This window comes from Kitasatospora sp. NPDC096147 (genome assembly GCF_044763225.1).
Taxonomy (GTDB): Bacteria; Actinomycetota; Actinomycetes; order Streptomycetales; family Streptomycetaceae; genus Kitasatospora.
Map to the genome: position 1 here is coordinate 119,421 of NZ_JBIWFX010000012.1, position 20,672 is coordinate 140,092.

At 71.3% G+C, this 20,672-nt stretch carries 18 protein-coding genes; 7 read left to right on the forward strand and 11 right to left on the reverse strand.

Annotated elements, in window-relative coordinates; all coding sequences use genetic code 11:
- Nucleotides 1–50: 50 nt before the first annotated feature.
- The 8 genes from ACIRBX_RS29795 to ACIRBX_RS29830 all read right to left on the reverse strand — a co-directional run bounded on the left by ACIRBX_RS29795 (nt 51) and on the right by ACIRBX_RS29830 (nt 10,427).
- Nucleotides 51–1,328, reverse strand: a complete 1,278-nt coding sequence (locus ACIRBX_RS29795; RefSeq protein WP_402301543.1) for a thymidine phosphorylase — start codon at nt 1,326–1,328, stop codon at nt 51–53.
- Nucleotides 1,329–1,426: 98 nt separating this feature from the next.
- Nucleotides 1,427–1,822: a cytidine deaminase gene (locus tag ACIRBX_RS29800; protein WP_402301545.1), complete on the reverse strand. Its 396-nt coding sequence runs from the start codon at nt 1,820–1,822 to the stop codon at nt 1,427–1,429.
- Nucleotides 1,819–3,087, reverse strand: a complete 1,269-nt coding sequence (locus ACIRBX_RS29805) for an ABC transporter permease (RefSeq protein ID WP_402301547.1) — start codon at nt 3,085–3,087, stop codon at nt 1,819–1,821. Before ACIRBX_RS29805 ends, ACIRBX_RS29800 begins: the two co-directional genes overlap by 4 nt.
- Nucleotides 3,084–4,238, reverse strand: coding sequence for an ABC transporter permease (locus ACIRBX_RS29810; RefSeq protein WP_402301549.1), 1,155 nt, complete (start codon nt 4,236–4,238; stop codon nt 3,084–3,086). Before ACIRBX_RS29810 ends, ACIRBX_RS29805 begins: the two co-directional genes overlap by 4 nt.
- Before the next feature lie 5 nt (nt 4,239–4,243).
- Nucleotides 4,244–5,758 (reverse strand): ABC transporter ATP-binding protein, encoded by a 1,515-nt coding sequence (locus tag ACIRBX_RS29815; protein ID WP_402301723.1) that lies wholly within the window; start codon nt 5,756–5,758, stop codon nt 4,244–4,246.
- 350 nt (nt 5,759–6,108) lie between these two features.
- Entirely contained in the window at nt 6,109–7,176 is a 1,068-nt protein-coding gene (locus ACIRBX_RS29820; RefSeq protein WP_402301551.1) for a BMP family protein, read from the reverse strand.
- Between the two features lie 220 nt (nt 7,177–7,396).
- On the reverse strand, nt 7,397–8,647 hold the full coding sequence (locus tag ACIRBX_RS29825; protein WP_402301554.1) for an amidohydrolase: 1,251 nt from the start codon (nt 8,645–8,647) through the stop codon (nt 7,397–7,399).
- Between the two features lie 196 nt (nt 8,648–8,843).
- A complete protein-coding gene (locus ACIRBX_RS29830; RefSeq protein ID WP_402301557.1) occupies nt 8,844–10,427 on the reverse strand; it encodes a methylmalonyl-CoA mutase in 1,584 nt (527 codons plus the stop codon).
- A 590-nt stretch (nt 10,428–11,017) separates the two neighbouring features.
- On the opposite strand from ACIRBX_RS29830, the gene ACIRBX_RS29835 reads away from it, so the two are divergent.
- The 6 genes from ACIRBX_RS29835 to ACIRBX_RS29860 all read left to right on the forward strand — a co-directional run bounded on the left by ACIRBX_RS29835 (nt 11,018) and on the right by ACIRBX_RS29860 (nt 16,337).
- The gene (locus tag ACIRBX_RS29835) at nt 11,018–11,761 is read left to right on the forward strand and encodes an SDR family oxidoreductase (protein ID WP_402301559.1); all 744 of its coding nucleotides are present in this window, start codon (nt 11,018–11,020) and stop codon (nt 11,759–11,761) included.
- Nucleotides 11,762–12,186: 425 nt separating this feature from the next.
- The gene (locus tag ACIRBX_RS29840; RefSeq protein WP_402301725.1) at nt 12,187–12,669 is read left to right on the forward strand and encodes a 2-oxo-4-hydroxy-4-carboxy-5-ureidoimidazoline decarboxylase; all 483 of its coding nucleotides are present in this window, start codon (nt 12,187–12,189) and stop codon (nt 12,667–12,669) included.
- A gap of 248 nt (nt 12,670–12,917) precedes the next feature.
- Nucleotides 12,918–13,298 carry a succinate dehydrogenase, cytochrome b556 subunit gene (gene sdhC, locus ACIRBX_RS29845; protein ID WP_402301561.1) on the forward strand — a complete coding sequence of 127 codons (381 nt, stop codon included), beginning with the start codon at nt 12,918–12,920 and terminating at the stop codon, nt 13,296–13,298.
- A 6-nt stretch (nt 13,299–13,304) separates the two neighbouring features.
- A complete protein-coding gene (gene sdhD / locus ACIRBX_RS29850) occupies nt 13,305–13,793 on the forward strand; it encodes a succinate dehydrogenase, hydrophobic membrane anchor protein (protein WP_402301563.1) in 489 nt (162 codons plus the stop codon).
- Between the two features lie 28 nt (nt 13,794–13,821).
- Nucleotides 13,822–15,564, forward strand: a complete 1,743-nt coding sequence (sdhA, locus tag ACIRBX_RS29855) for a succinate dehydrogenase flavoprotein subunit (RefSeq protein WP_402301565.1) — start codon at nt 13,822–13,824, stop codon at nt 15,562–15,564.
- Nucleotides 15,564–16,337, forward strand: a complete 774-nt coding sequence (locus ACIRBX_RS29860; RefSeq protein ID WP_402301567.1) for a succinate dehydrogenase iron-sulfur subunit — start codon at nt 15,564–15,566, stop codon at nt 16,335–16,337. The genes sdhA and ACIRBX_RS29860 overlap by 1 nt, the downstream gene beginning before the upstream one ends.
- Nucleotides 16,338–16,398: 61 nt before the next feature.
- Here ACIRBX_RS29860 and ACIRBX_RS29865 read toward each other — a convergent pair whose 3' ends face one another.
- Together ACIRBX_RS29865 and ACIRBX_RS29870 are read right to left on the reverse strand one after the other, a co-directional pair.
- Nucleotides 16,399–17,859: a hypothetical protein gene (locus tag ACIRBX_RS29865; protein ID WP_402301569.1), complete on the reverse strand. Its 1,461-nt coding sequence runs from the start codon at nt 17,857–17,859 to the stop codon at nt 16,399–16,401.
- Nucleotides 17,860–17,944: 85 nt separating this feature from the next.
- The gene (locus tag ACIRBX_RS29870) at nt 17,945–18,190 is read right to left on the reverse strand and encodes an SCO4848 family membrane protein (RefSeq protein WP_402301571.1); all 246 of its coding nucleotides are present in this window, start codon (nt 18,188–18,190) and stop codon (nt 17,945–17,947) included.
- Nucleotides 18,191–18,320: 130 nt separating this feature from the next.
- On the opposite strand from ACIRBX_RS29870, the gene ACIRBX_RS29875 reads away from it, so the two are divergent.
- On the forward strand, nt 18,321–19,508 hold the full coding sequence (locus ACIRBX_RS29875) for a D-alanyl-D-alanine carboxypeptidase family protein (RefSeq protein ID WP_402301573.1): 1,188 nt from the start codon (nt 18,321–18,323) through the stop codon (nt 19,506–19,508).
- Nucleotides 19,509–19,688: 180 nt separating this feature from the next.
- Here ACIRBX_RS29875 and ACIRBX_RS29880 read toward each other — a convergent pair whose 3' ends face one another.
- Nucleotides 19,689–20,612, reverse strand: a complete 924-nt coding sequence (locus ACIRBX_RS29880; protein ID WP_402301576.1) for a YihY/virulence factor BrkB family protein — start codon at nt 20,610–20,612, stop codon at nt 19,689–19,691.
- Between the last annotated feature and the right edge of the window lie 60 nt (nt 20,613–20,672).

The window sequence follows — 20,672 nt, forward strand, 5'->3', positions numbered from 1 at the left end:
CGGGCACCCCGCTGGGGTGCCCGGCCTCGGCGCGTCGGCGGTGGGGCGGATCAGGCGATCCGGTCCAGCACGATCGGGTTGGCCGTGAAGGCCGTGCCCTCGGGAGCGATGCTGACGCCGCCGGTGAGGGCCTCGATGGCGTAGTCGTAGCGCTCGGGGGTGTCGGTGTGCAGGGTCAGCAGGGGCTGACCCGCCACCACCTTGTCGCCGGGCTTGGCGTGCATCTCGACGCCGGCCCCGGCCTGCACCGGGTCCTCCTTGCGGGCCCGGCCGGCACCCAGGCGCCAGGCGCAGACGCCGACGGCGTAGGCGTCCAGGCCGGTGAGGATGCCGGAGGCGTCGGCGGTGATGACGTGCTGCTCGCGGGCGACCGGGAGCGGGGCGTCCACGTCGCCGCCCTGGGCGGTGATCATGCGGCGCCAGTGGTCCATCGCGGAGCCGTCGCGCAGCGCCTCGGCCGGGTCCTTGCCGTGCACGCCGGCGGCGGCCAGCATCTCGCGGGCCAGCGCGACGGTCAGCTCGACCACGTCGGCGGGGCCGCCGCCGGCCAGCACCTCGACCGACTCCCGGACCTCCAGCGCGTTGCCGGCGGTGAGGCCGAGCGGGGTGGACATGTCGGTGAGCAGGGCGACGGTGTTGACCCCGGCGTTGGTGCCCAGGCCGACCATGGTGCGGGCCAGCTCGCGGGCGTCGTCGAGGTTCTTCATGAAGGCGCCGGAACCGACCTTGACGTCCAGCACCAGCGCGCCGGTGCCCTCGGCGATCTTCTTGGACATGATCGAGGAGGCGATCAGCGGGATGGCCTCGACGGTGCCGGTGACGTCGCGCAGCGCGTAGAGCTTCTTGTCGGCGGGGGCCAGGCCGTCGCCGGCCGCGCAGATGACGGCGCCCGCGTCGCGCAGCACGGCCATCATCTCCTCGTTGGAGAGCAGCGCCCGCCAGCCGGGGATGGACTCCAGCTTGTCCAGGGTGCCGCCGGTGTGGCCGAGGCCCCGGCCGGAGAGCTGCGGGACGGCGGCGCCGCAGGCGGCGACCAGCGGGGCCAGCGGGAGGGTGATCTTGTCGCCGACGCCACCGGTCGAGTGCTTGTCGGAGGTGGGCAGCGGGAGGGCGGAGAAGTCCATCCGGACGCCGGAGCGGATCATCGCGTCGGTCCAGCGGCTGATCTCCCGGAGGTTCATGCCGTTCAGCAGGATCGACATGGCCAGTGCGGACATCTGCTCGTCGGCCACCTCGCCCCGGGTGTAGGCGTCGATCACCCAGTCGATCTGAGCATCGGTCAGTTCGCCCCGGTCCCGCTTGGTCCGGATGACGGAGATGGCGTCCATGAGGGTGTCTCCTGGTGGTTCCAGTACAGAAGAAAAGCGAAGAGTGCCGCGGGGGACCGCGCCCCCGCGACACTCTACGCGCGTAACAAGCTTTCCAGCTAGAGCCGTTCCGGCCCGAAGGCGTCCGGCAGCACTTCACTCATCGGGCGTACCCCGGAGGGCAGGTCGACCAGCAGCCCGGGGCCTCCGTGCTCGTACAGCAGCTGCCGGCAGCGACCGCACGGCATCAGCAGCTCGCCGGCCCCGTCCACGCAGGTGAAGGCGGTCAGCCGGCCTCCGCCGCTCAGCTGGAGGGCCGAGACCAGGCCGCACTCGGCGCACAGGCCGATGCCGTACGAGGCGTTCTCCACGTTGCAGCCGGTCACCGTGCGGCCGTCGTCGACCAGCGCGGCGGCGCCGACCGGGAACTTGCTGTAGGGCGCGTACGCGTGCCCCATCGCCTCCCGGGCGGCGGCCCGCAGGGTCTGCCAGTCGATCTCCTGAGCCGCCGTCACTTGCCCTGGCCCCTGCGGTAGATCTGGCCGTCCGCCTTCGGCATCCGCAGCCGCTGCGAGGCCATCGCGAGCACCACCAGGGTGATCACGTACGGGGTGGCCACGATCAGCGCGCGCGGCACCGTGTCGGTGGTGGCGAACCAGAGCGCCAGACCGGCGGCGACCGCGAAGGTGATGCCCGCGGCCTTGAACTGACGGCGGTACAGCTTCCAGAGCGCCAGCAGGGCCATCGCGATGGAGACCGTCAGGATCAGCACGTGCACCGAGTCCGGGTCACGGAGCTGGAGGCTGTCGGTGAAGCCGAACAGACCCGCGCCCATGGCCAGACCGCCGGGCATCCAGTTGCCGAAGATCATCGCGGCCAGACCGATGAAGCCCCGGCCCTGGGTCATGCCGTCCTTGTAGAAGTGCGCGGCGACCAGCGAGAGGTAGGCACCGGCCAGACCGGCGAAGGCGCCGGAGGTGATGACGGCCAGGTACTTGTACTTGTAGACGTTGACGCCCAGCGACTCGGCGGCGGTCGGGTTCTCGCCGCAGGAGCGCAGCCGCAGGCCGAAGACCGTGCGCCACAGGATGAAGTACGAGGCCACCAGGAAGACGGCCGCGATCACCACGACCACCGAGAGGTTGGTGACCAGACCGCCGAACACGCCGGCCAGGTCGGAGACCAGGAACCAGTGGTGCGCCTCGATCCTGTCCAGCCACTCGGAGAGGCCGGGCACGGTGAGGTACGGCAGCGGATCGGCCGGCGGGGACTGGTTGGCGCCCGCGCCGAAGGCCACGTAGTCGCGGTAGTAGATCCGGTTCACGTAGGCGCAGATGCCGGGGATCAGCAGGTTGATGCCGACGCCGGAGACGATGTGGTCGACGCCGAAGGTGACGGTGACCAGCGCGTGCAGCAGGCCGCCGAGCGCACCGCCCGCCATGCCGGCCAGCAGGCCGATCCACGGGTTGGTCAGGTAGCCGACCCAGGCACCGCAGAAGGTGCCGGCCACCATCATGCCTTCGAGGCCGATGTTGACCACGCCGGCCCGCTCGGACCAGAGACCGCCGAGACCGGCCATCGCGATCGGCACGGCCGCGCCGAGCGCGGCGGTGACCTGCCCGGAGGAGGTCAGGCCGTGGTTGCCGGTGGCCATGCCGACGGCCGAGACCAGCACCAGCGCGCCGGCGATCAGCAGCAGCACGACCGGCCAGGTCAGCTTGGACTTCTTGGCGGGCGGGGCGCCCGGCGACTTCGGCCGGGCGGCAGTGGCGGTGCTCATGCGGCCACCTCCTTCTTGGCAGCGGCGGCGGCCTGGGCGGCCAGCTCGGCGCCGACCTTCTGCTGCTGGCGCTTGAGGCCGTAGCGACGCACCAGCTCGTAGGCGACGACGACGCAGATGACGATGGTGCCCTGCATGACGTTGACGATCTCCTGCGGGTAGTCACCCTGCAGCGGCAGCTGGGTGCCGGAGACGTCGAGGAAGGCGAACAGCAGCGCCGAGAAGGCCACGCCGATCGGCGAGTTGCGGCCCAGCAGGGCGACCGAGATGCCGATGAAGCCCAGGCCGGGCTGGATGTTCTGCCCGAAGTAGTAGGAGCTGGAGGTCAGTTCGGGCAGGCCGATCAGACCGGCGATGGCTCCGGAGACCACCATCGAGGTGATCACCATGCGCTTGACGTTCACGCCCGAGGCGGTGGCGGCGGACTCCGAGCGGCCGGTGGCGCGCAGGTCGAAGCCGAACCGGGTGCGGTTCAGGGTGAACTGGAAGACCACGCCGACCAGGATCGCGATGACGATGAAGCCCCAGAGGGTGCCGCCCGCGGTCTCGAAGGTCGGGAAGTGGCTGGACTGCGAGATCGGCTCGGTCTGGATCGAGTTGGTGGTGCTGCCCTTGTCCGGCGCGAAGACGCCCGGCACCAGCAGCAGACCGACCACGGCGGTCGCGATGGCGTTCAGCATGATGGTCGAGATGACCTCGCTGACGCCCCGGTAGACCTTGAGCAGCGCGGCCACGCCGGCCCACATGCCGCCGACCGCCATCGCGGTCACCAGCAGCAGCGGGATCTGCAGGAAGGACGGCAGGTCGACCTGGCTGCCGACGAACGCGGCGAACAGCACGCCCAGCTTGTACTGGCCGTCGACGCCGATGTTGAAGAGGTTCATCCGGAAGCCGAACGCGGCGGCGGCACCGGCCAGGTAGTACACGGTGGCCCGGTTCAGGGTCAGCACCTGGCCGTCCGAGGCGGTGCCGTAGGTGAACATCACCTCGAACGCCTTGAACGGGTCCTTGCCGGAGACCGCCAGCAGTGCGACGCAGATCAGCATCGACAGCAGGATGGCCAGCACGGGGGCGGCCAGACCCAGCAGGATCTTCTCGGCGTCGAACCGCTTGGCCGCGGGCTTCGCGGCCACGGGGTTGGGACTGGTCATGTGGGTTACTCCCCCGCCTGCGCGTCGGTGGCGGTGTCGTCGGGCTGCGCCTCGGTGATCTCGGCGGCGAACGCCTGGGCCTCGGCGACGGCCTCCGGGTCGGACTCGATGTGGCCGCTGGCCGCACCGGTCATCGCGGTGCCCAGGTCCTCGGCGGTCACGGTGGCCGGGTCGGCGTCGGCGACCAGCCGGCCCCGGTAGATCACCCGGATGTGGTCGGAGAGGCCGATCAGCTCGTCCAGGTCGGCCGAGATCAGCAGCACCGCCAGGCCCTCGCGCTGGGCGGAGCGGATCTGCTCCCAGATCTGCGCCTGCGCGCCGACGTCCACGCCCCGGGTGGGGTGCGCGGCGATCAGCAGCTTGGGGTGGTGGCTCATCTCGCGGCCGATGATCAGCTTCTGCTGGTTGCCGCCGGAGAGCGAGGCCGCGGTGACCTCGATGCCGGGCGTGCGGACGTCGTACTCCTCGACGATCCGCTGGGTGTCCTTGCGGGCGGCGGCCGGGTCGAGCAGCAGGCCCTTGGAGTTGGGGGCCTCGGTGACGTGACCGAGGATCCGGTTCTCCCAGAGCGGGGCCTCCAGCAGCAGGCCGTGCTTGTGCCGGTCCTCCGGGATGTAGCCGATGCCGGCCTCGCGGCGGGCCCGGGTCAGGGCGCCGGTGAGGTCCTGGCCGTCCAGCGTGACGGTGCCGCCGTCCAGCGGCAGCATGCCCATCACGGCCTCGACCAGCTCGGCCTGGCCGTTGCCCTCGACGCCCGCGATGCCGAGCACCTCGCCCTTGCGGATCCGCAGCGAGACGTCGTCCAGCACCACGCGCTCGATGCCCTCGGCGTCGCGCTTGGCGATCCGCAGGCCGGCCGTCTCCAGCATCACCGTCTCGGTGACGGTGGACTCGCGGCTCTCCGGGGAGGGCAGCTCGGCGCCGACCATCAGCTCGGCGAGCTGACGGGCCGTCACGGTGCGCGGGTCGGCGTCGCCGACCGTGGTGCCCCGGCGGATCACGCTGATCGCGTCGGCCACCGAGAGCACCTCGTGCAGCTTGTGCGAGATGAAGATGACGGTGACGCCCTCGGCCTTGAGCTCGCGCAGGTTGTCGAAGAGCGCGTCCACCTCGTGCGGCACCAGGACGGCGGTGGGCTCGTCCAAGATCAGGATCTTGGCGCCCCGGTAGAGCACCTTGAGGATCTCCACCCGCTGGCGGTCCGCCACGCCGAGGTCCTCGACCAGCGCGTCCGGGCGCACGCCCAGGCCGTACTGGTCGGAGATCTCGCGGATCTTCGCCTTGGCCTTGGCTCCTATCCCGTGCAGCTTCTCGCCGCCCAGGACGACGTTCTCCCACACCGTCAGGTTGTCGGCCAGCATGAAGTGCTGGTGCACCATGCCGATGCCGCGCGCGATGGCGTCGCCGGGGGTGTTGAACTCGACCTGCGCGCCGTCGATGGCGATGGTGCCCTCGTCCGGCTTCTGCATGCCGTAGAGGATCTTCATCAGGGTCGACTTGCCGGCGCCGTTCTCGCCCATCAGGGCGTGCACGGTGCCGCGCGCGACGGTGATGTCGATGTCGTGGTTGGCCACGACCCCCGGGAAGCGCTTGGTGATGCCGCGCAGTTCGACGGCCGGTGTCGCCGTCCCCGCGCTGGGGTTGCCGCCCTGGGGGGTCGGGGCGGGTTCGGAAGCGGTGATGGCGATCTCCTGGTGGTCACAGGGCGCGTCGTTGCGCTGGAGATGGCGTGCGTACGTGAGGAAGCGCGTACGTGCGGGTGGAACGGGACGGGGCCCGGCAGAGCGCGTTGCGCGCGCCCCGCCGGGCCCCACCCTGATGCTCAATCATGCGCGCCGGACGCGTGGACCGGCCGCAGGCTGAGGGGGTGTCAGCCGACGGTGGTCGGGATCTTGGTGGCACCCGAGGTGATCTGCGCGGTGGCCGCGTCCAGCTTCGCCTGGATGTCGTTGATGAAGCCGCCGGTGGTGGCCAGCGAGACGCCCTTCTCCTTCAGGTCGAAGTTCTTCGTCCCGGAGATCGGCGAGCCGTCCTTGACCGACTTGATGTAGGTGAAGACGGCGGTGTCCACGTTCTTCACCATCGAGGTGAGGATGCGGTCCTTGTACTTGGCCAGGGCCGGCTGCGAGGCCTGGTCCGAGTCGACGCCGATGGCCCACTTCTTCGCGTTGAAGACGGCCTCGATGGCGCCGTTGCCGGAGGAGCCGGCGGCGGTGTAGATGACGTCCGCGCCCTTGTCGATCTGACCCTGGGCGGCGTCCTTGCCCTTGCCCGGGTCGTTGAAGCCCGAGAAGTCCGGCGGGGTGGTGAGGTAGGTGGTCTCGATCTTGATGTCCGGGGTGACGGACTTGGCGCCCGCGGCGTAGCCGGCCTCGAACTTCTTGATCAGCTCGGTCTGCACGCCACCGATGAAGCCGATCTTCTTGGTCTGGCTCTTCGAGGCGGCGGCGACGCCGGCCAGGTAGGAGCCCTCCTGCTCGGAGAAGGTCAGCGAGGTGACGTTGCTCGGCTGGGTGGTGGAGGCCGAGTCGATGATCGCGAACTTGACGTTCGGGTTGTCCTTGGCGACCTTCTCGACGGCGGCCTGGTAGACGAAGCCGACCGCGATGACCGGGTTGTAGCCGGAGGTGACCAGGCTCTTCAGGCGGGTCTCCTTGTCGGCCTCCGCCTCACCGGTCTTGGCCTCGGCCTCGGTGACCGAGACGCCGAGGTCGGACTTGGCCTTGTCGAGACCACGCGCGGCCGAGTCGTTGAACGACTGGTCGCCACGGCCGCCGATGTCGTAGGCCATGCCGACCTTGATGCCGGAGGCACCGGCACCGGCGCTGCTGCTGGTGGTGGAGTTGTTGTCGGTGCTCTTTGCGCCGCAAGCGGCGAGCGAGGCGATGCCCAGGGAACCCGTGAGCACAACCGCGGCGAGCTTCATGGAACGGCGCAAGGGAGTATCTCCTTCTCACACACCCGTTTGGCGTGGTCGAGCGCCACCGTAACGCGCGTAGAACACGGTTGTGTCACGGCTCAGACGAGCATTCGGGTTGTTATCAAAACGTGGTCCTATGTCGGGACGATCCGGACAAAAGACCACGCTTGACTCACCGACCTGTCACTACCGACTGGTAGTGGAGCGGCCACTCTACGCCGCCGGGGTGACCCCCGTCTCAGACTCGCCCGTACTCCAGCGCGAGCGCGCAGAACAGCTCCACCCCGACGGCAATGGCCCGTTCGTCCACGTCGAACCGGCCCTGGTGCAGGTCGCGGACGGCGGTCTCGTGCGGGGCGCGGACGCCCAGCCGGGCCAGCGCGCCCGGGGCGTGCTCCAGGTACCAGGAGAAGTCCTCGCCGCCGAGGCTCTGCTCGGTGTCCTCCACCACCGGGCCGCCGCCCGCCGCGAAGCGGCCGTTCATCGCGGCCTCCAGCTGGGCGATCGAGTCGTGCTCGTTCACCACCGGGGGGACGCCCCGGTGGTAGTCGATCGACCACTTCGCCCGGTAGGTCTCGGCCAGCCGGGCGGTCAGCTCCTCCAGCGCGTCCGGCGCCTCCCGCCAGCCGGCCAGCTCCAGGCAGCGGACGGTGCCCTCCAGCTCGGCGTGCTGCGGGATGACGTTCGGCGCCGAGCCGGAGGCGATCCGGCCCCAGACCAGGCTGACGCCCCAGCGCGGGTCCATCCGGCGGGAGAACGCGGGCGGCAGGTCGGCGGCCAGCCGGGCCACCGCGGTGACCAGGTCGGTGGTCAGGTGCGGGCGGGCGGTGTGACCGCCGGGCCCGTCCAGGTGCAGGGTCACCCGGTCGCAGGCCGAGGTGATCGCGCCGACCTTCAGGCCGACCCGGCCGACCTGCACCTTGGGGTCGCAGTGCACCGCGAAGATCCGGCCGACGTCCTTCATCCCGCCGGCCTCGATCACGTCCAGCGCCCCGCCCGGCATGACCTCCTCGGCCGGCTGGAAGACCAGCCGTACGGGCTGGGTCAGCTCGCCGGTGCGGGCCGCCTGGGCCAGCACCAGCCCGGTGCCGAGCACCACCGAGGTGTGCACGTCGTGCCCGCAGGCGTGCGCCCGGCCCGGCACCGTGGAGCGGTACGGCGCCTCCGCCTTGGCGTCGTCGATCGGCAGCGCGTCGATGTCCGCGCGGAACGCCAGGAACGGGGTGCCCGGCTCGGTGCCCGGCGGCACGATGTCCACCGTCATGCCCGTACCGCCCGGCAGCACCGTCGGGGTCAGCCCGGCGGCCAGCAGCCGCTCGCGGACCAGCCGGGTGGTGCGGAACTCCTGGCGGCCCAGCTCCGGGTGCCGGTGCAGATCCCGCCGGAAGGCGATCAACTCCGCCTGGTAGGACCGGACCCGCGCGCGCAGATCGGAGCCGGGACGGGCAGGCGTGAGGGTGGCCCGGGCGCCGGGCTGAGGATCGTTCACCTCAACAAGACTAGGCCGGTGAACGGCTTTTGGCCCGACTTCCGTCAGATCGGTCCCCGGATGGGTGCATACCGGCCGCACAGGTGGGTATGACATACGGTTTCCTCCGATCCGGTGATCACTCCACTGTGCAACGACCGACCCCCGCGCGGGACACGGCGCCTGATCCGGCCTCAGGCCGGCCGCCCGGAACCGTTCAGAACCGCTCGGACGGCGTGTAGGTGCCCCAGACCTCGCGCAGCGCGTCGCTCACCTCCCCGACGGTGGCCCGGGCGGCCAGCGCCTCGCGCATCGGGTGGAGCACGTTCTCGGTGCCGGCCGCCGCCCGGCGGAGCGCCGTCAGCCCGCGCTGCACGGCCGAACCGTCGCGCTCCGCACGGACCTTGGCCAGCCGGGCGGCCTGCTCGGCCTCGATCGCCGGGTCCACCCGGAGCGGCTGGTAGGGCTCCTCGGCGTCCAGCTGGAAGCGGTTCACCCCGACCACGGTGCGCTCCCCCGCGTCGGTCTCCTGCTGCACCCGGTAGGCGGTGCGCTCGATCTCGGCCTTCTGGAAGCCCTGCTCGATGGCGGCCACCGCACCGCCCATGTCCTCGATCCGGCCCATGAGTTGGAGCGCGGCGTGCTCCACCCCGTCGGTCAGCGACTCCACCACGTAGGACCCCGCGAACGGATCGACGGTGGCCGTCACGTCGCTCTCGAAGGCCAGCACCTGCTGGGTGCGCAGGGCGAGCCGGGCCGCCTTCTCGGTGGGCAGCGCGATCGCCTCGTCGAAGCTGTTGGTGTGCAGCGACTGGGTGCCGCCGAAGACCGCTGCGAGCGCCTGCACCGAGACCCGGACCAGGTTGACCTCCGGCTGCTGGGCGGTGAGTTGGACCCCGGCGGTCTGGGTGTGGAAGCGCAGCATCAGCGACTTGGGGTTCTTCGCGCCGAACTCCTCACGCATCACCCGGGCCCAGATCCGGCGCGCGGCACGGAACTTGGCGACCTCTTCGAGGAGGGTGGTGCGGGCCACGAAGAAGAACGACAGCCGGGGCGCGAAGTCGTCCACCGCCATGCCGGCCGCGACGGCGGTGCGGACGTACTCGATCCCGTTCGCCAGGGTGAAGGCGATCTCCTGCGCGGGATCGGCCCCGGCCTCGGCCATGTGGTAGCCGGAGATGGAGATGGTGTTCCAGCGCGGGATCTCGGCCCGGCAGTAGCGGAACACGTCGGCCACCAGCCGCAGGCTGGGCTTGGGCGGGAAGATGTAGGTGCCCCGGGCGATGTACTCCTTCAGCACGTCGTTCTGGATCGTGCCGGTCAGCGCCGCCGGGGCCACGCCCTGGCTCTCGCCGACGAGTTGGTAGAGCAGGAGGAGGACGGAGGCGGGGGCGTTGATGGTCATCGAGGTGGAGACCTCGCCCAGCGGGATGCCGCCGAACAGCACCGCCATGTCCTCGACCGAGTCGATCGCCACGCCGACCTTGCCGACCTCGCCGCTCGCGAGCGGGGCGTCAGAGTCGTAGCCCATCTGGGTCGGCAGGTCGAAGGCGACCGAGAGGCCGTTGGTGCCGTTCGCGATGAGCTGGCGGTAGCGGGCGTTGGACTCGGCGGCGGTGCCGAAACCGGCGTACTGCCGCATGGTCCACGGCTTCCCGGTGTACATGCTCGGATAGACGCCCCGGGTGAAGGGGTACTGCCCCGGCGCGCCCAGCTTCTCCGCCGGGTCCCACCCGTCGAGGGCCTCGGGGCCGTAGACCGGCTGGACCGGGAGGCCGGACTCGGTGTGACGGGCTGTCATGGGGTACCTCCACGGGACGCGGACGCGGGCAGTGCAACGGTGGCGCACCGGTACCCCCTACCCCAAGAGGACGCACCCCCTGTCCGCCCCCTAATCCGCCGGGCGGCGCAGCGGCCCGGCCGGCGGCGGCCGGAAGCAGGTCGCCTGCGGCGGGCTTCCGGGCGAACGGGACGGAGACGCCTGCGGCGGACGCGCGGGACGCGCCGAACGGATACACCTGCGGCGAGCGGCCGAACGCGTGGGACAGAGACGCCTGCGGCGGACGCGCGGGACGCGCCGAACGGATACACCTGCCGCGAGCAGCCGAACGCGTGGGACAGATACACCTGCGGCGGACGCGCGGGACGCGCCGAACGGATACACCTGCCGCGAGCAGCCGAACGCACGGGACGGATACTGCGGCCAGCAGCCGAACGAACGGAACGGATACACCTGCGGCGGACGCGCGGACAGCGCAGCGGGTGCGGTGGAGCGGGTGGCCGTCCGGTGGGTCGGGGGAGGTGACACGGCCCGGCCCGGGCCGGGCCTCGTGGGTGGGGGTGCTGGGATGATCGGGGCGGCAGACGACCGGAGCAGTAGGGAGTGGGGACATGACCGAGCGGAAGGTGGCCGTGGTCACCGGAGCCAGCAGCGGCATCGGGGCGGCGACGGCCCGGCGGCTCGCGGCGGACGGCTTCGAGGTGGTGGTGACCGCCCGGCGGACCGAGCGGATCGAGGCGCTGGCCAAGGAGATCGGCGGCCGGGCGTACACCGTGGACGTGACGGACCGCGCGCAGGTGGACGCGTTCGCCGCCGAGGTCGGCCCGGTGGACGTGCTGGTGAACAACGCGGGCGGGGCGATCGGCGCCGAGAGCGTCGAGGCGGCCGACCCGGCCGACTGGCTGGCGATGTACCAGGTGAACGTGCTGGGCGTGCTGCACGTGACCCAGGCGCTGCTGCCCGCCCTGCGGGCGAGCGGCGACGGCACCGTGCTGGTGCTCAGCTCGACCGCCGCGATCACCGCGTACGAGGGCGGCGGCGGGTACGTGGCCGCCAAGCACGCCGCGCACACCATCGCCGCCACCCTGCGGCTGGAGCTGAACGGCGAGCCGATCCGGGTGATCGAGATCGCCCCGGGCATGGTGAAGTCCGAGGGCTTCGCGGTCACCCGCTTCCGGGGCGACGAGCAGAAGGCCGCCGCCGTCTACGCGGGGGTGGCCGAGCCGCTCAGCTCCGAGGACGTGGCGGACACCGTCTCCTGGGCGGTCACCCGCCCGCCGCACGTCAACATCGACCTGCTGGTGGTCCGGCCGCGCGCCCAGGCGGCCAACCACAAGGTGCACCGGACGGGCTGAGCCGGACGAGCGACCGGCCGCCGCCCGCGAGGGGGCGGCCGGTCCGCCGCGCGGGACGGCCGCGCGGGACCGGCGGACGGGCCGAGTGCAGCGGGTACAGGTCGGCGGCGGGAAGCGGGCCCACCTGCGGAAACGAGGCGTTCGCCGATCCGGCCCGACCCCAACGAACATGACAACGTTACGACTTGATAGCTCGATCGGGTGAATTCGACGCGACCTCTCCTCAACTGACGAACCCTCAACTACCGTGGTGCCGCTGCCCGGGCGGTCCACCCGACACGGCCCTCCCGGCCGGGCGGGGCTGTCCTGTCAAGGGCCGCTGACCACCTACGTTTCGTCTCTGGAGCATCCCCCCTTCCCGCCCTCACGAGGAGGACCCGCTGGCCAGCGACATCCCGCCGCAGCAGCTGGAGCAACCGTTGTCGATGCCGTCCCTGCTCGGACTGCACCGCTTCAACGAGGCCGACCCCGGCGCCGCCGAGGAGGCCCTGCTGGCCTGTTGCGGCAGTCACCGCTGGGCGCTGCGACTCACCGCGCACCGCCCGTACCCCGACATAGAGTCCCTGCTCGCCGCCGCCAGCGAAGCCTCCTACGACCTGCGTCCGGCCGATCTGGCCGAGGCACTGGCCGACGAGAGCTGGATGCCGCAGCCGCTGCTCGGCATGCGGGCCCCGGGCAGCCAGGCCGCGCACACCGCCCTGCGGGCCGCGCACGCCGCGTACGAGGCCCGGTACGGCCACGTCTTCGTGGTCTGCCTGGACGGCCTCGCCCCCGAGGAGATGCTGGACACCGTGCTCACCTCGGTCCGCACCCGGCTGGCCAACGAGCCGGACGAGGAGCGGCTGGTGGCCGCCGAGGAGCTGCGGCGGATCGCGCTCACCCGGCTGGAGCACCTGGTCGGCGCCTGATCCGCCGTCAGCACCGGCCTCCGGGCCCGCCCCCGCGACACTCCCGGGGGCGGGCCCGGAGCCCCGTCCGAGCCCGTCCGGAGTAGTCCCGATTAGGCCGTGCGTGCCTGATGGATCACACCTGACACCCCCGGAGGCGGTTCTCCGCGCGGCGTCGATAGGATGCTGGCGGCCGGAGGACCGTACCGGCCGGGCTGACCGACACCGAAGCCGGCCGAGCCCCCGATCCGCTTCCGGAGGGTTTTTCCGTGCCGGCTGGAACGCTGTACCGCGGCCGGGAAGGCATGTGGAGCTGGGTGGCTCATCGAGTCACCGGCGTCCTCATCTTCTTCTTCCTGTTCGCCCATGTCCTCGACACCGCGTTGGTTCGGGTGTCGCCCGAGTCCTACGACACCGTCATCGCGACCTACAAGACCTGGTACGTGAACCTGATGGAGTACGGCCTGACGGCCGCCATCCTGTTCCACGCGCTGAACGGTCTGCGGGTCGTGGCGGTGGACTTCTGGTCCAAGGGCCCCAAGTTCCAGAAGCAGATGCTCTGGACCGTGGTCGGCGTCTGGGTGGTGCTGATGGCGGGTGCCTTCTACCCGATCCTCGAGCACACCCTCCTCTCCTGGTTCGGGAAGTGATCGGCGATGGCTGACATTCAAGACGCCCTGGTTGTCCCCTCGCTCCAGGCCCACACCGGCCAGGGCCTGGGCACCGGCAACCCCGCCGACGCCTTCGTCGTCGAGCCCGCCCGTGCGCGTACCAAGAAGACCCCTCGGCGTACCCGCACCAACTTCGAGATGCTCGCCTGGCTGTTCATGCGCCTGTCGGGTGTCCTGCTGGTCATCCTGATCCTCGGTCACCTGCTGATCATGCTGGTGCTCGACGGCGGTGTCTCGAAGATCAACTTTGCCTTCGTGGCCGGCCGCTGGGCCTCGCCGTTCTGGCAGGGCTGGGACCTGTTGATGCTCTGGCTGGCGATGCTGCACGGCAGCAACGGCATGCGCACGGTCATCAACGACTACGCGGAGAAGGACTCCACCAGGCTGTGGCTGAAGACCCTGATGGGCGCCGCGACCGTGTTCACGGTCCTGCTCGGCACCCTGGTGATCTTCACCTTCGACCCGAACATCTAATCGGCCGGCCAGAGGCGACGAAGACCTGATGCAGATTCACAAGTACGACACCGTCATCGTCGGCGCCGGTGGCGCGGGCATGCGCGCGGCCATCGAGTCGACCCAGCGCAGCCGCACCGCGGTGCTGACCAAGCTCTACCCCACCCGGTCCCACACCGGCGCGGCCCAGGGCGGCATGTGCGCCGCCCTCGCCAACGTCGAGGAGGACAACTGGGAGTGGCACACCTTCGACACGGTCAAGGGTGGTGACTACCTGGTCGACCAGGACGCCGCCGAGATCATGTGCAAGGAGGCCATCGACGCCGTCCTCGACCTGGAGAAGATGGGTCTCCCCTTCTCCCGCACCGAGCAGGGCCGGATCGACCAGCGCCGCTTCGGCGGTCACTCCCGCAACCACGGTGAGGCGCCCGTCCGCCGCTCCTGCTACGCGGCCGACCGCACCGGTCACATGATCCTCCAGACGCTGTTCCAGAACTGCGTCAAGCACGGCGTCGAGTTCTTCAACGAGTTCTACGTCCTCGACCTGCTGATCGTGGACGGCAAGACCTCCGGCGTGGTGGCCTACGAGCTCGCCACCGGCGAGATCCACGTCTTCCAGGCCAAGGCCGTGGTGTTCGCCTCCGGCGGCACCGGCAAGATGTTCAAGGTCACCTCGAACGCGCACACCCTGACCGGTGACGGCCAGGCCGTGGCGTGGCGCCGGGGCCTGCCGCTGGAGGACATGGAGTTCTTCCAGTTCCACCCGACCGGCATCTGGCGGATGGGCATCCTGCTCACCGAGGGCGCCCGCGGCGAGGGCGGCATCCTGCGCAACAAGGACGGCGAGCGCTTCATGGAGCGCTACGCCCCGGTCATGAAGGACCTCGCGTCCCGTGACGTCTGCTCCCGCGCGATCTACACCGAGATCCGCGAAGGCCGCGGCTGCGGCCCGGACGGCGACCACGTCTACCTGGACCTGACGCACCTTCCGCCGGAGCAGCTGGACGCCAAGCTCCCGGACATCACCGAGTTCGCCCGGACCTACCTCGGCATCGAGCCCTACACGGACCCGATCCCGATCCAGCCCACCGCGCACTACGCCATGGGCGGCATCCCGACCAACGTCGAGGGCGAGGTGCTGTCGAACAACACCGACATCGTCCCCGGCCTCTACGCGGCCGGCGAGGTCGCCTGCGTCTCGGTGCACGGCGCCAACCGCCTGGGCACCAACTCGCTGCTGGACATCAACGTCTTCGGCCGCCGCGCGGGCATCGCCGCCGCCGAGTACGCCGAGGCCCACGACTTCGTCGAACTCCCGGAGAACCCGGGCAAGTTCGTCCAGGACATGGTCGACCAGCTGCGCGACTCCGAGGGCACCGAGTCGGTGGCGCAGGTCCGCAAGGAGCTGCAGGAGACCATGGACGCCAACGCCATGGTCTACCGCACCGGCGAGACCCTGAAGCAGGCCGTGGCCGACATCGCCGCGCTGCGCGAGCGCTTCAAGCACGTCGCCATCCAGGACAAGGGCATGCGGTACAACACCGACCTCCTGGAGGCCATCGAGCTGGGCAACCTGCTCGAACTGGCCGAGGTGCTGGCCGTCTCCGCGCTGGCCCGCGAGGAGTCCCGCGGCGGTCACTACCGCGAGGACTTCCCGACCCGCGACGACGAGAAGTTCATGCAGCACACCATGGCCTACCGCGAGGTCGCCGCCGACGGCAGCACCTCGATCCGCCTGGACTACAAGCCGGTCGTCACGACCCGCTACCAGCCGATGGAGCGTAAGTACTGATGAGCACTCCGACCGTGGAGCAGCACTCCGCCGCCCTGGACGCGGTGGAGGCCGGCAGCACCAAGCTGATCACCGTCACCCTGCGGATCCGCCGGTTCAACCCGGAGGAGCTGCCGGACCCGGTGTGGGTCGACTACCAGCTGGAGATGGACCCGAAGGAGCGCGTCCTGGACGCCCTCAACAAGGTCAAGTGGGAGCAGGACGGCACCCTCACCTACCGCCGTTCCTGCGCGCACGGCATCTGTGGCTCCGACGCCATGCGGATCAACGGCCGCAACCGGCTGGCGTGCAAGACCCTGATCAAGGACGTCAACCCGGAGAAGCCGATCACGATCGAGGCCATCAAGGGCCTGACGGTCCTCAAGGACCTGATCGTGGACATGGACCCGTTCTTCCAGGCGTACAAGGACGTCATGCCGTTCCTCATCACCAAGGGGAACGACCCGACCCGGGAGCGCCTGCAGTCCGCCGAGGACCGCGAGCGCTTCGACGACACCACCAAGTGCATCCTGTGCGCCGCGTGCACCTCGTCCTGCCCGGTGTTCTGGAACGACGGCCAGTACTTCGGCCCGGCCGCCATCGTCAACGCGCACCGCTTCATCTTCGACTCGCGTGACGAGGGTGCCGAGCAGCGCCTGGAGATCCTGAACGACCGTGAGGGCGTGTGGCGCTGCCGCACCACCTTCAACTGCTCCGAGGCCTGCCCGCGTGGCATCGAGGTCACCAAGGCGATCCAGGAAGTGAAGCGGGCGCTGGTCACCCGTCGCTTCTGACCGTCCGCCAGCACGGCCGAGGGCCCGTCCGGTTCGCACCGGACGGGCCCTCGGCCGTTCGTCACCTCAGCAGGCCCCGGTCCTTCGGGGCGGTGGTGCCGGTGAAGACCACCAGGTGCCGCTCGGCGGTGACGGCGTAGAGGTTGCCGTCGGCCGTGCTCCTCAGGGTCGGGTACTGCGCGACCGGGAAGGTGCCGGCCACCGTCCCGTTCGCCGGGGAGGCGAGGGCCGAGAAGTCGTACGTGCCGTCGGCCGCCTTCGGCACCGCGTACTCCCGCAGCTCGCCGGTGGCCAGCTCGCGGGCCCGGACGGTCAGCGAGCCGTCGGGCGCGGTGGCCGGCTCGATCAGCCGGTGGCCGGCCCAGGCCCCGCCGGTGCTCAGCTTCGTGACGGTCCGGTAGCGGTACTGGACACCCGGATCGGTGAGCAGCACCAGGTCGTCACCCTCCACCGCGAGCAGCGAGGAACTGGTCCGGGTGCCGAGCCGGCCCAGGCCGATCAGCTGGGTGGTGGCGCTCCAGTCCGCCGCGACGCCCTCCGGGCGGGTGGCCGGACGGCTGCCCCTGACCAGCGTGGAGCCGGTGGCGAAGGCGCCGTAGTCGACGTTCTGGAAGAGGTACAGGTAGGTGCCGCCGGGGCTGATCGCCAGCAGGTCGGCGTTCGGCGCGTGGTTGTCGTAGCCGCGGCTGACCGTCTCGGCGCTCGCCCAGCTCACGCCGTCCGGGGCCTGGGAGGCCCGGACCACCGAGGTCGGGGTGGTGTCGCTGCGGTCGGTGCTGATCACCTGGAGGTTCCCGGCGGCGTCCGGCACCAGGATGTCCGGCACCGCGTCGCCGTCCACGTCGCCCGGGGCGCTGACCGGGTTCGGGTTCGAGGGTGCGTAGAAGGTGTAGCTGGCGGGCTGGGAGACGTTGCCCGCCGCGTCCACGGCCTGCACGGTGAGCACGTTGGTGCCCCAGTAGGTGGGCCGGACCTGCACGGTCGGGCCGGTGGCCGCCCCCGGGCTCTGGCAGTTCCAGCCGACGCTGAGGCTGCCGAGCGAGTACTGGTAGCAGACGGCGCCCTCGCTGGCGAGGGTGAAGGTGCCGTACTGCCCGGCGTACTTCAGCGCGGTCTGGCCACTGGTCGAGGCCGGGAAGTCGGTGGAGCTCACGGTGGGGACCGCGGGCGGGGTGGTGTCGACGCCGAAGCCGCACTTGGCGGTGGGCTTGCCGCCGCCCTGCGGCCAGAACCGCCACTCGTAGCGGTGGCCGTCGGTGAGCGGGTCGGTGGTGACGGCCAGCGCGCCGTCGGCGGCGGCCACCTGACGGTCCACCAGCTTCCGGTCGGCGGTCAGGTCCCACAGGCCGAAGCGGGCGGCGGTACCGGTGGTGGTGCCGGTCAGGGTCGGGGTGGCGGTGGAGAGCAGATCGGCGGTGCAGGCGGCCGTCACGGTGTCGTGCTGGGCCGCGACGGCGGCCTGGGCCGGCAGGGCGGCGGCCAGCACGGTGGTGACGGCGAGGACGCGTCGGTACGAGGACATGCTGAGGTTCCCCCAGGAGCGGCTGGGTGCGTCGGGTACGCACCCGGCGGAGATCCTGGCAGCGGGCTACGACAGCGGCAATGGATTAACCCCGGCGCAGGGCACGCAGGCTGCGGACGCCCAGGGTGCCGATGGCCAGGCCGAGCACCAGCGAGGTGACGGCCAGCAGCAGGTGCACCCAGAAGAAGGCGGTCGGCTGCCCGTGGTCGCCGTCCACGAAGGCCTGGCCGCCGGAGTCCTTCCAGAGGTTCTTGACGAAGGTGGTCCAGATGAACAGGGACCAGACGCCGAAGGCGGTGAGGAACCAGGAGGCGGTGCGGCCGAGCTTCATGCGGGGTGTCCTTTCGGGGGGTCCGCTCCAGTATGCGGAGTGGGCCGGACGGCCCAGCGCCCGGTGCCCGTTCGAGGGAGCGGGACGGCGTGGTGGGCCGCCCGGCGGTCGGCCTGGGTACGGTCCGCTGGTGCCGAACGTCCGTCAGTCCACGTACCGTCTAGCCGCGCTGGCCGTCGCCGCGCTCTGCTGCACCGCCGGGGTGCCCAGGCAGGAGCCGCCCCCGCAGATGTCCACGGTGGGCGGTGAGCTGCTCGGGCGGACGGGCGTGCAGGTCGCCCCGCAGGCCGGGTCGCCGGCCCTGCCGGCCGGGCTGACCGGGCAGTCCTGGCTGGTGGCGGACGCGGGCAGCGGTGAGGTGCTGGCGTCCAACAACCCGCACTGGCGGCTGCCCCCCGCCTCCACCCTGAAGATGCTGTTCGCCGAGACGGTGCTGCCCCGGCTGGACCGGAACGCCGTGCACCGGGTCACCAACGCCGAGCTGCTCGGCTCCGGCCACGGCAGCAGCCTGGTGGGCATCAAGGAGGACCTGGACTACCGGGTGGACGACCTCTGGCGCGGGGTGTTCCTCAGCTCGGGCAACGACGCGGTGCGGGTGCTGGCGCACATGAACGGCGGCATCGAGGTGACGGTGTCCCAGATGCAGGCCCGGGCCGAGGCGCTGCAGGCCCTGGACACCCACGTGGTGACACCGGACGGCTACGACGAGGACGGGCAGCTCTCCTCGGCCTACGACCTGACCCTGTTCGCCCGCGCCGGGCTGCGCAATCCGGACTTCCGCGCGTACTGCTCCACCCGGGACGCGCAGTTCCCCGGCGCGGTGGATAAGGCGACCGGGCAGCGCGGGAGCTTCGGCATCGCCAACACCGACCGGCTGCTGGGCAAGTACCCGGGCCTGTACGGGGTGAAGAACGGCTACACCACCAACGCCGGGGCCACCTTCACCGGCGTGGCCGAACGCGACGGCCGGACCCTGCTGGTGACGGTGATGCACCCGACCTCGCTGCCCCGGGTGTACGAGGAGACGGCGGCGCTGCTCGACTGGGGCTTCGCGGCGGCCGGCAAGGTGACGCCGGTCGGGCAGCTGGTCGGCGGGGACGCGCCGGCCCCGGTCCGTAGCGGGGTGGACGGGACGGGTGCGGCCGGGCAGGACGGCCAGCCGCCGCAGGCCGCGCCGGTGGCGCGGGCGGCGGCCGGGGACGGCGGCGAGGCGGTCGGCTGGACGGCGGCCGCCCTGGTGGCGGTGGCGGCGGCGGCCGGGGCCGGCTGGTACCGGCACCGGGTGCTGCGGGCTCGCCGCCGGCGGCCGGTGGCCTGACGGCGGCGGGCCCGGCGGACCTGACGGCGGGTCAGTGCAGGCTGCGGCGGACCGCCCTGGTGACCACCGGCGGGAGCAGGTCGAGCGCCAGCCGGCGGGCGGCCGAGCGCTGCGGGCCGCGCCGGGGCGGCTCGGCGACGGCCTGGACCGGCGGCTCCGCCGGGTTGCGGATCAGCCCGCTCAGGGCTGATCCGTCACCGGCCCGGAGGTCGAGCGGAGCAGCGCCTCGGCCCGCTCCCGGGTCCTGGCCCGGGCGGCGGCCGGGTCCGCCAGTGCCGTCCAGGAGGCGCAGTACATCAGCAGCCGGGAGACGAAGTTGATCCAGAGCAGCAGGGCGACCGGCACTCCGAAGGCCCCGTACAGGCTCTTTCCGGCCACCGAACCGAGGTAGGACGAGAGCAGCAGCTTGAGCAGTTCGAAGCCGACCGCGCCGATCAGCGCCCCGAGGACCAGCGCGCGGCGCTCCAGGTACTCGGTGATCCGGGGGAAGGGGCCGAGCAGGTAGCTGAACAGGACGAAGTCCGCGCCGACCGCGATGACGAACCCGATCAGGCTCAGCAGCCAGCCCACACCGTCCAGTTCGAGCCAGTCGGCAGCGCGCCGGGCCAGCGTGGTGGCCAGGGCCGAGGCACCGAGCGAGACCGCCGTCACCAGGCCGAGGCCGAGCAGCACCGCGCAGTCCCAGAGCTTGCTCAGCACCGGGTTGCCCTGCTCCTGCGGCAGCCGCCAGATCTCCCGGACCGAGCCGCGCATGGTCTCCACCCAGCCGAGGCCGGAGATCAGCAGCAGCACCCCGCTGATCGCCCCGACGGCGCCCGCGTTGGCCACCAGGGTGGGTAGGTCCAGGGCGTCGGAGAGACCCGGCAACTGCTCGGCGATGTCCCGCTGGAGCTGGTCGACCCGGCTGTCCGAGAGGGTCTTCACCGCGATCGCGAAGGCGACCGTGAGCAGCGGGAAGAGGGCCAGGAAGCCGAAGAAGGTGACCGCCCCGGCCAGCCGGTTGCCCTGCACCTCGTTCATGTGGGCGTACGCCAGCCAGGCGCGGCTGCGCAGCAGACGGGCCACCCACGGGCCGACCACCGGGAGCCTGGTCAGGAAGTCCACGCCGTCACCTCACCGCGGCACCGGAGCGAGCCGCACAGAACCGTGCCGCACAGGGCAGGA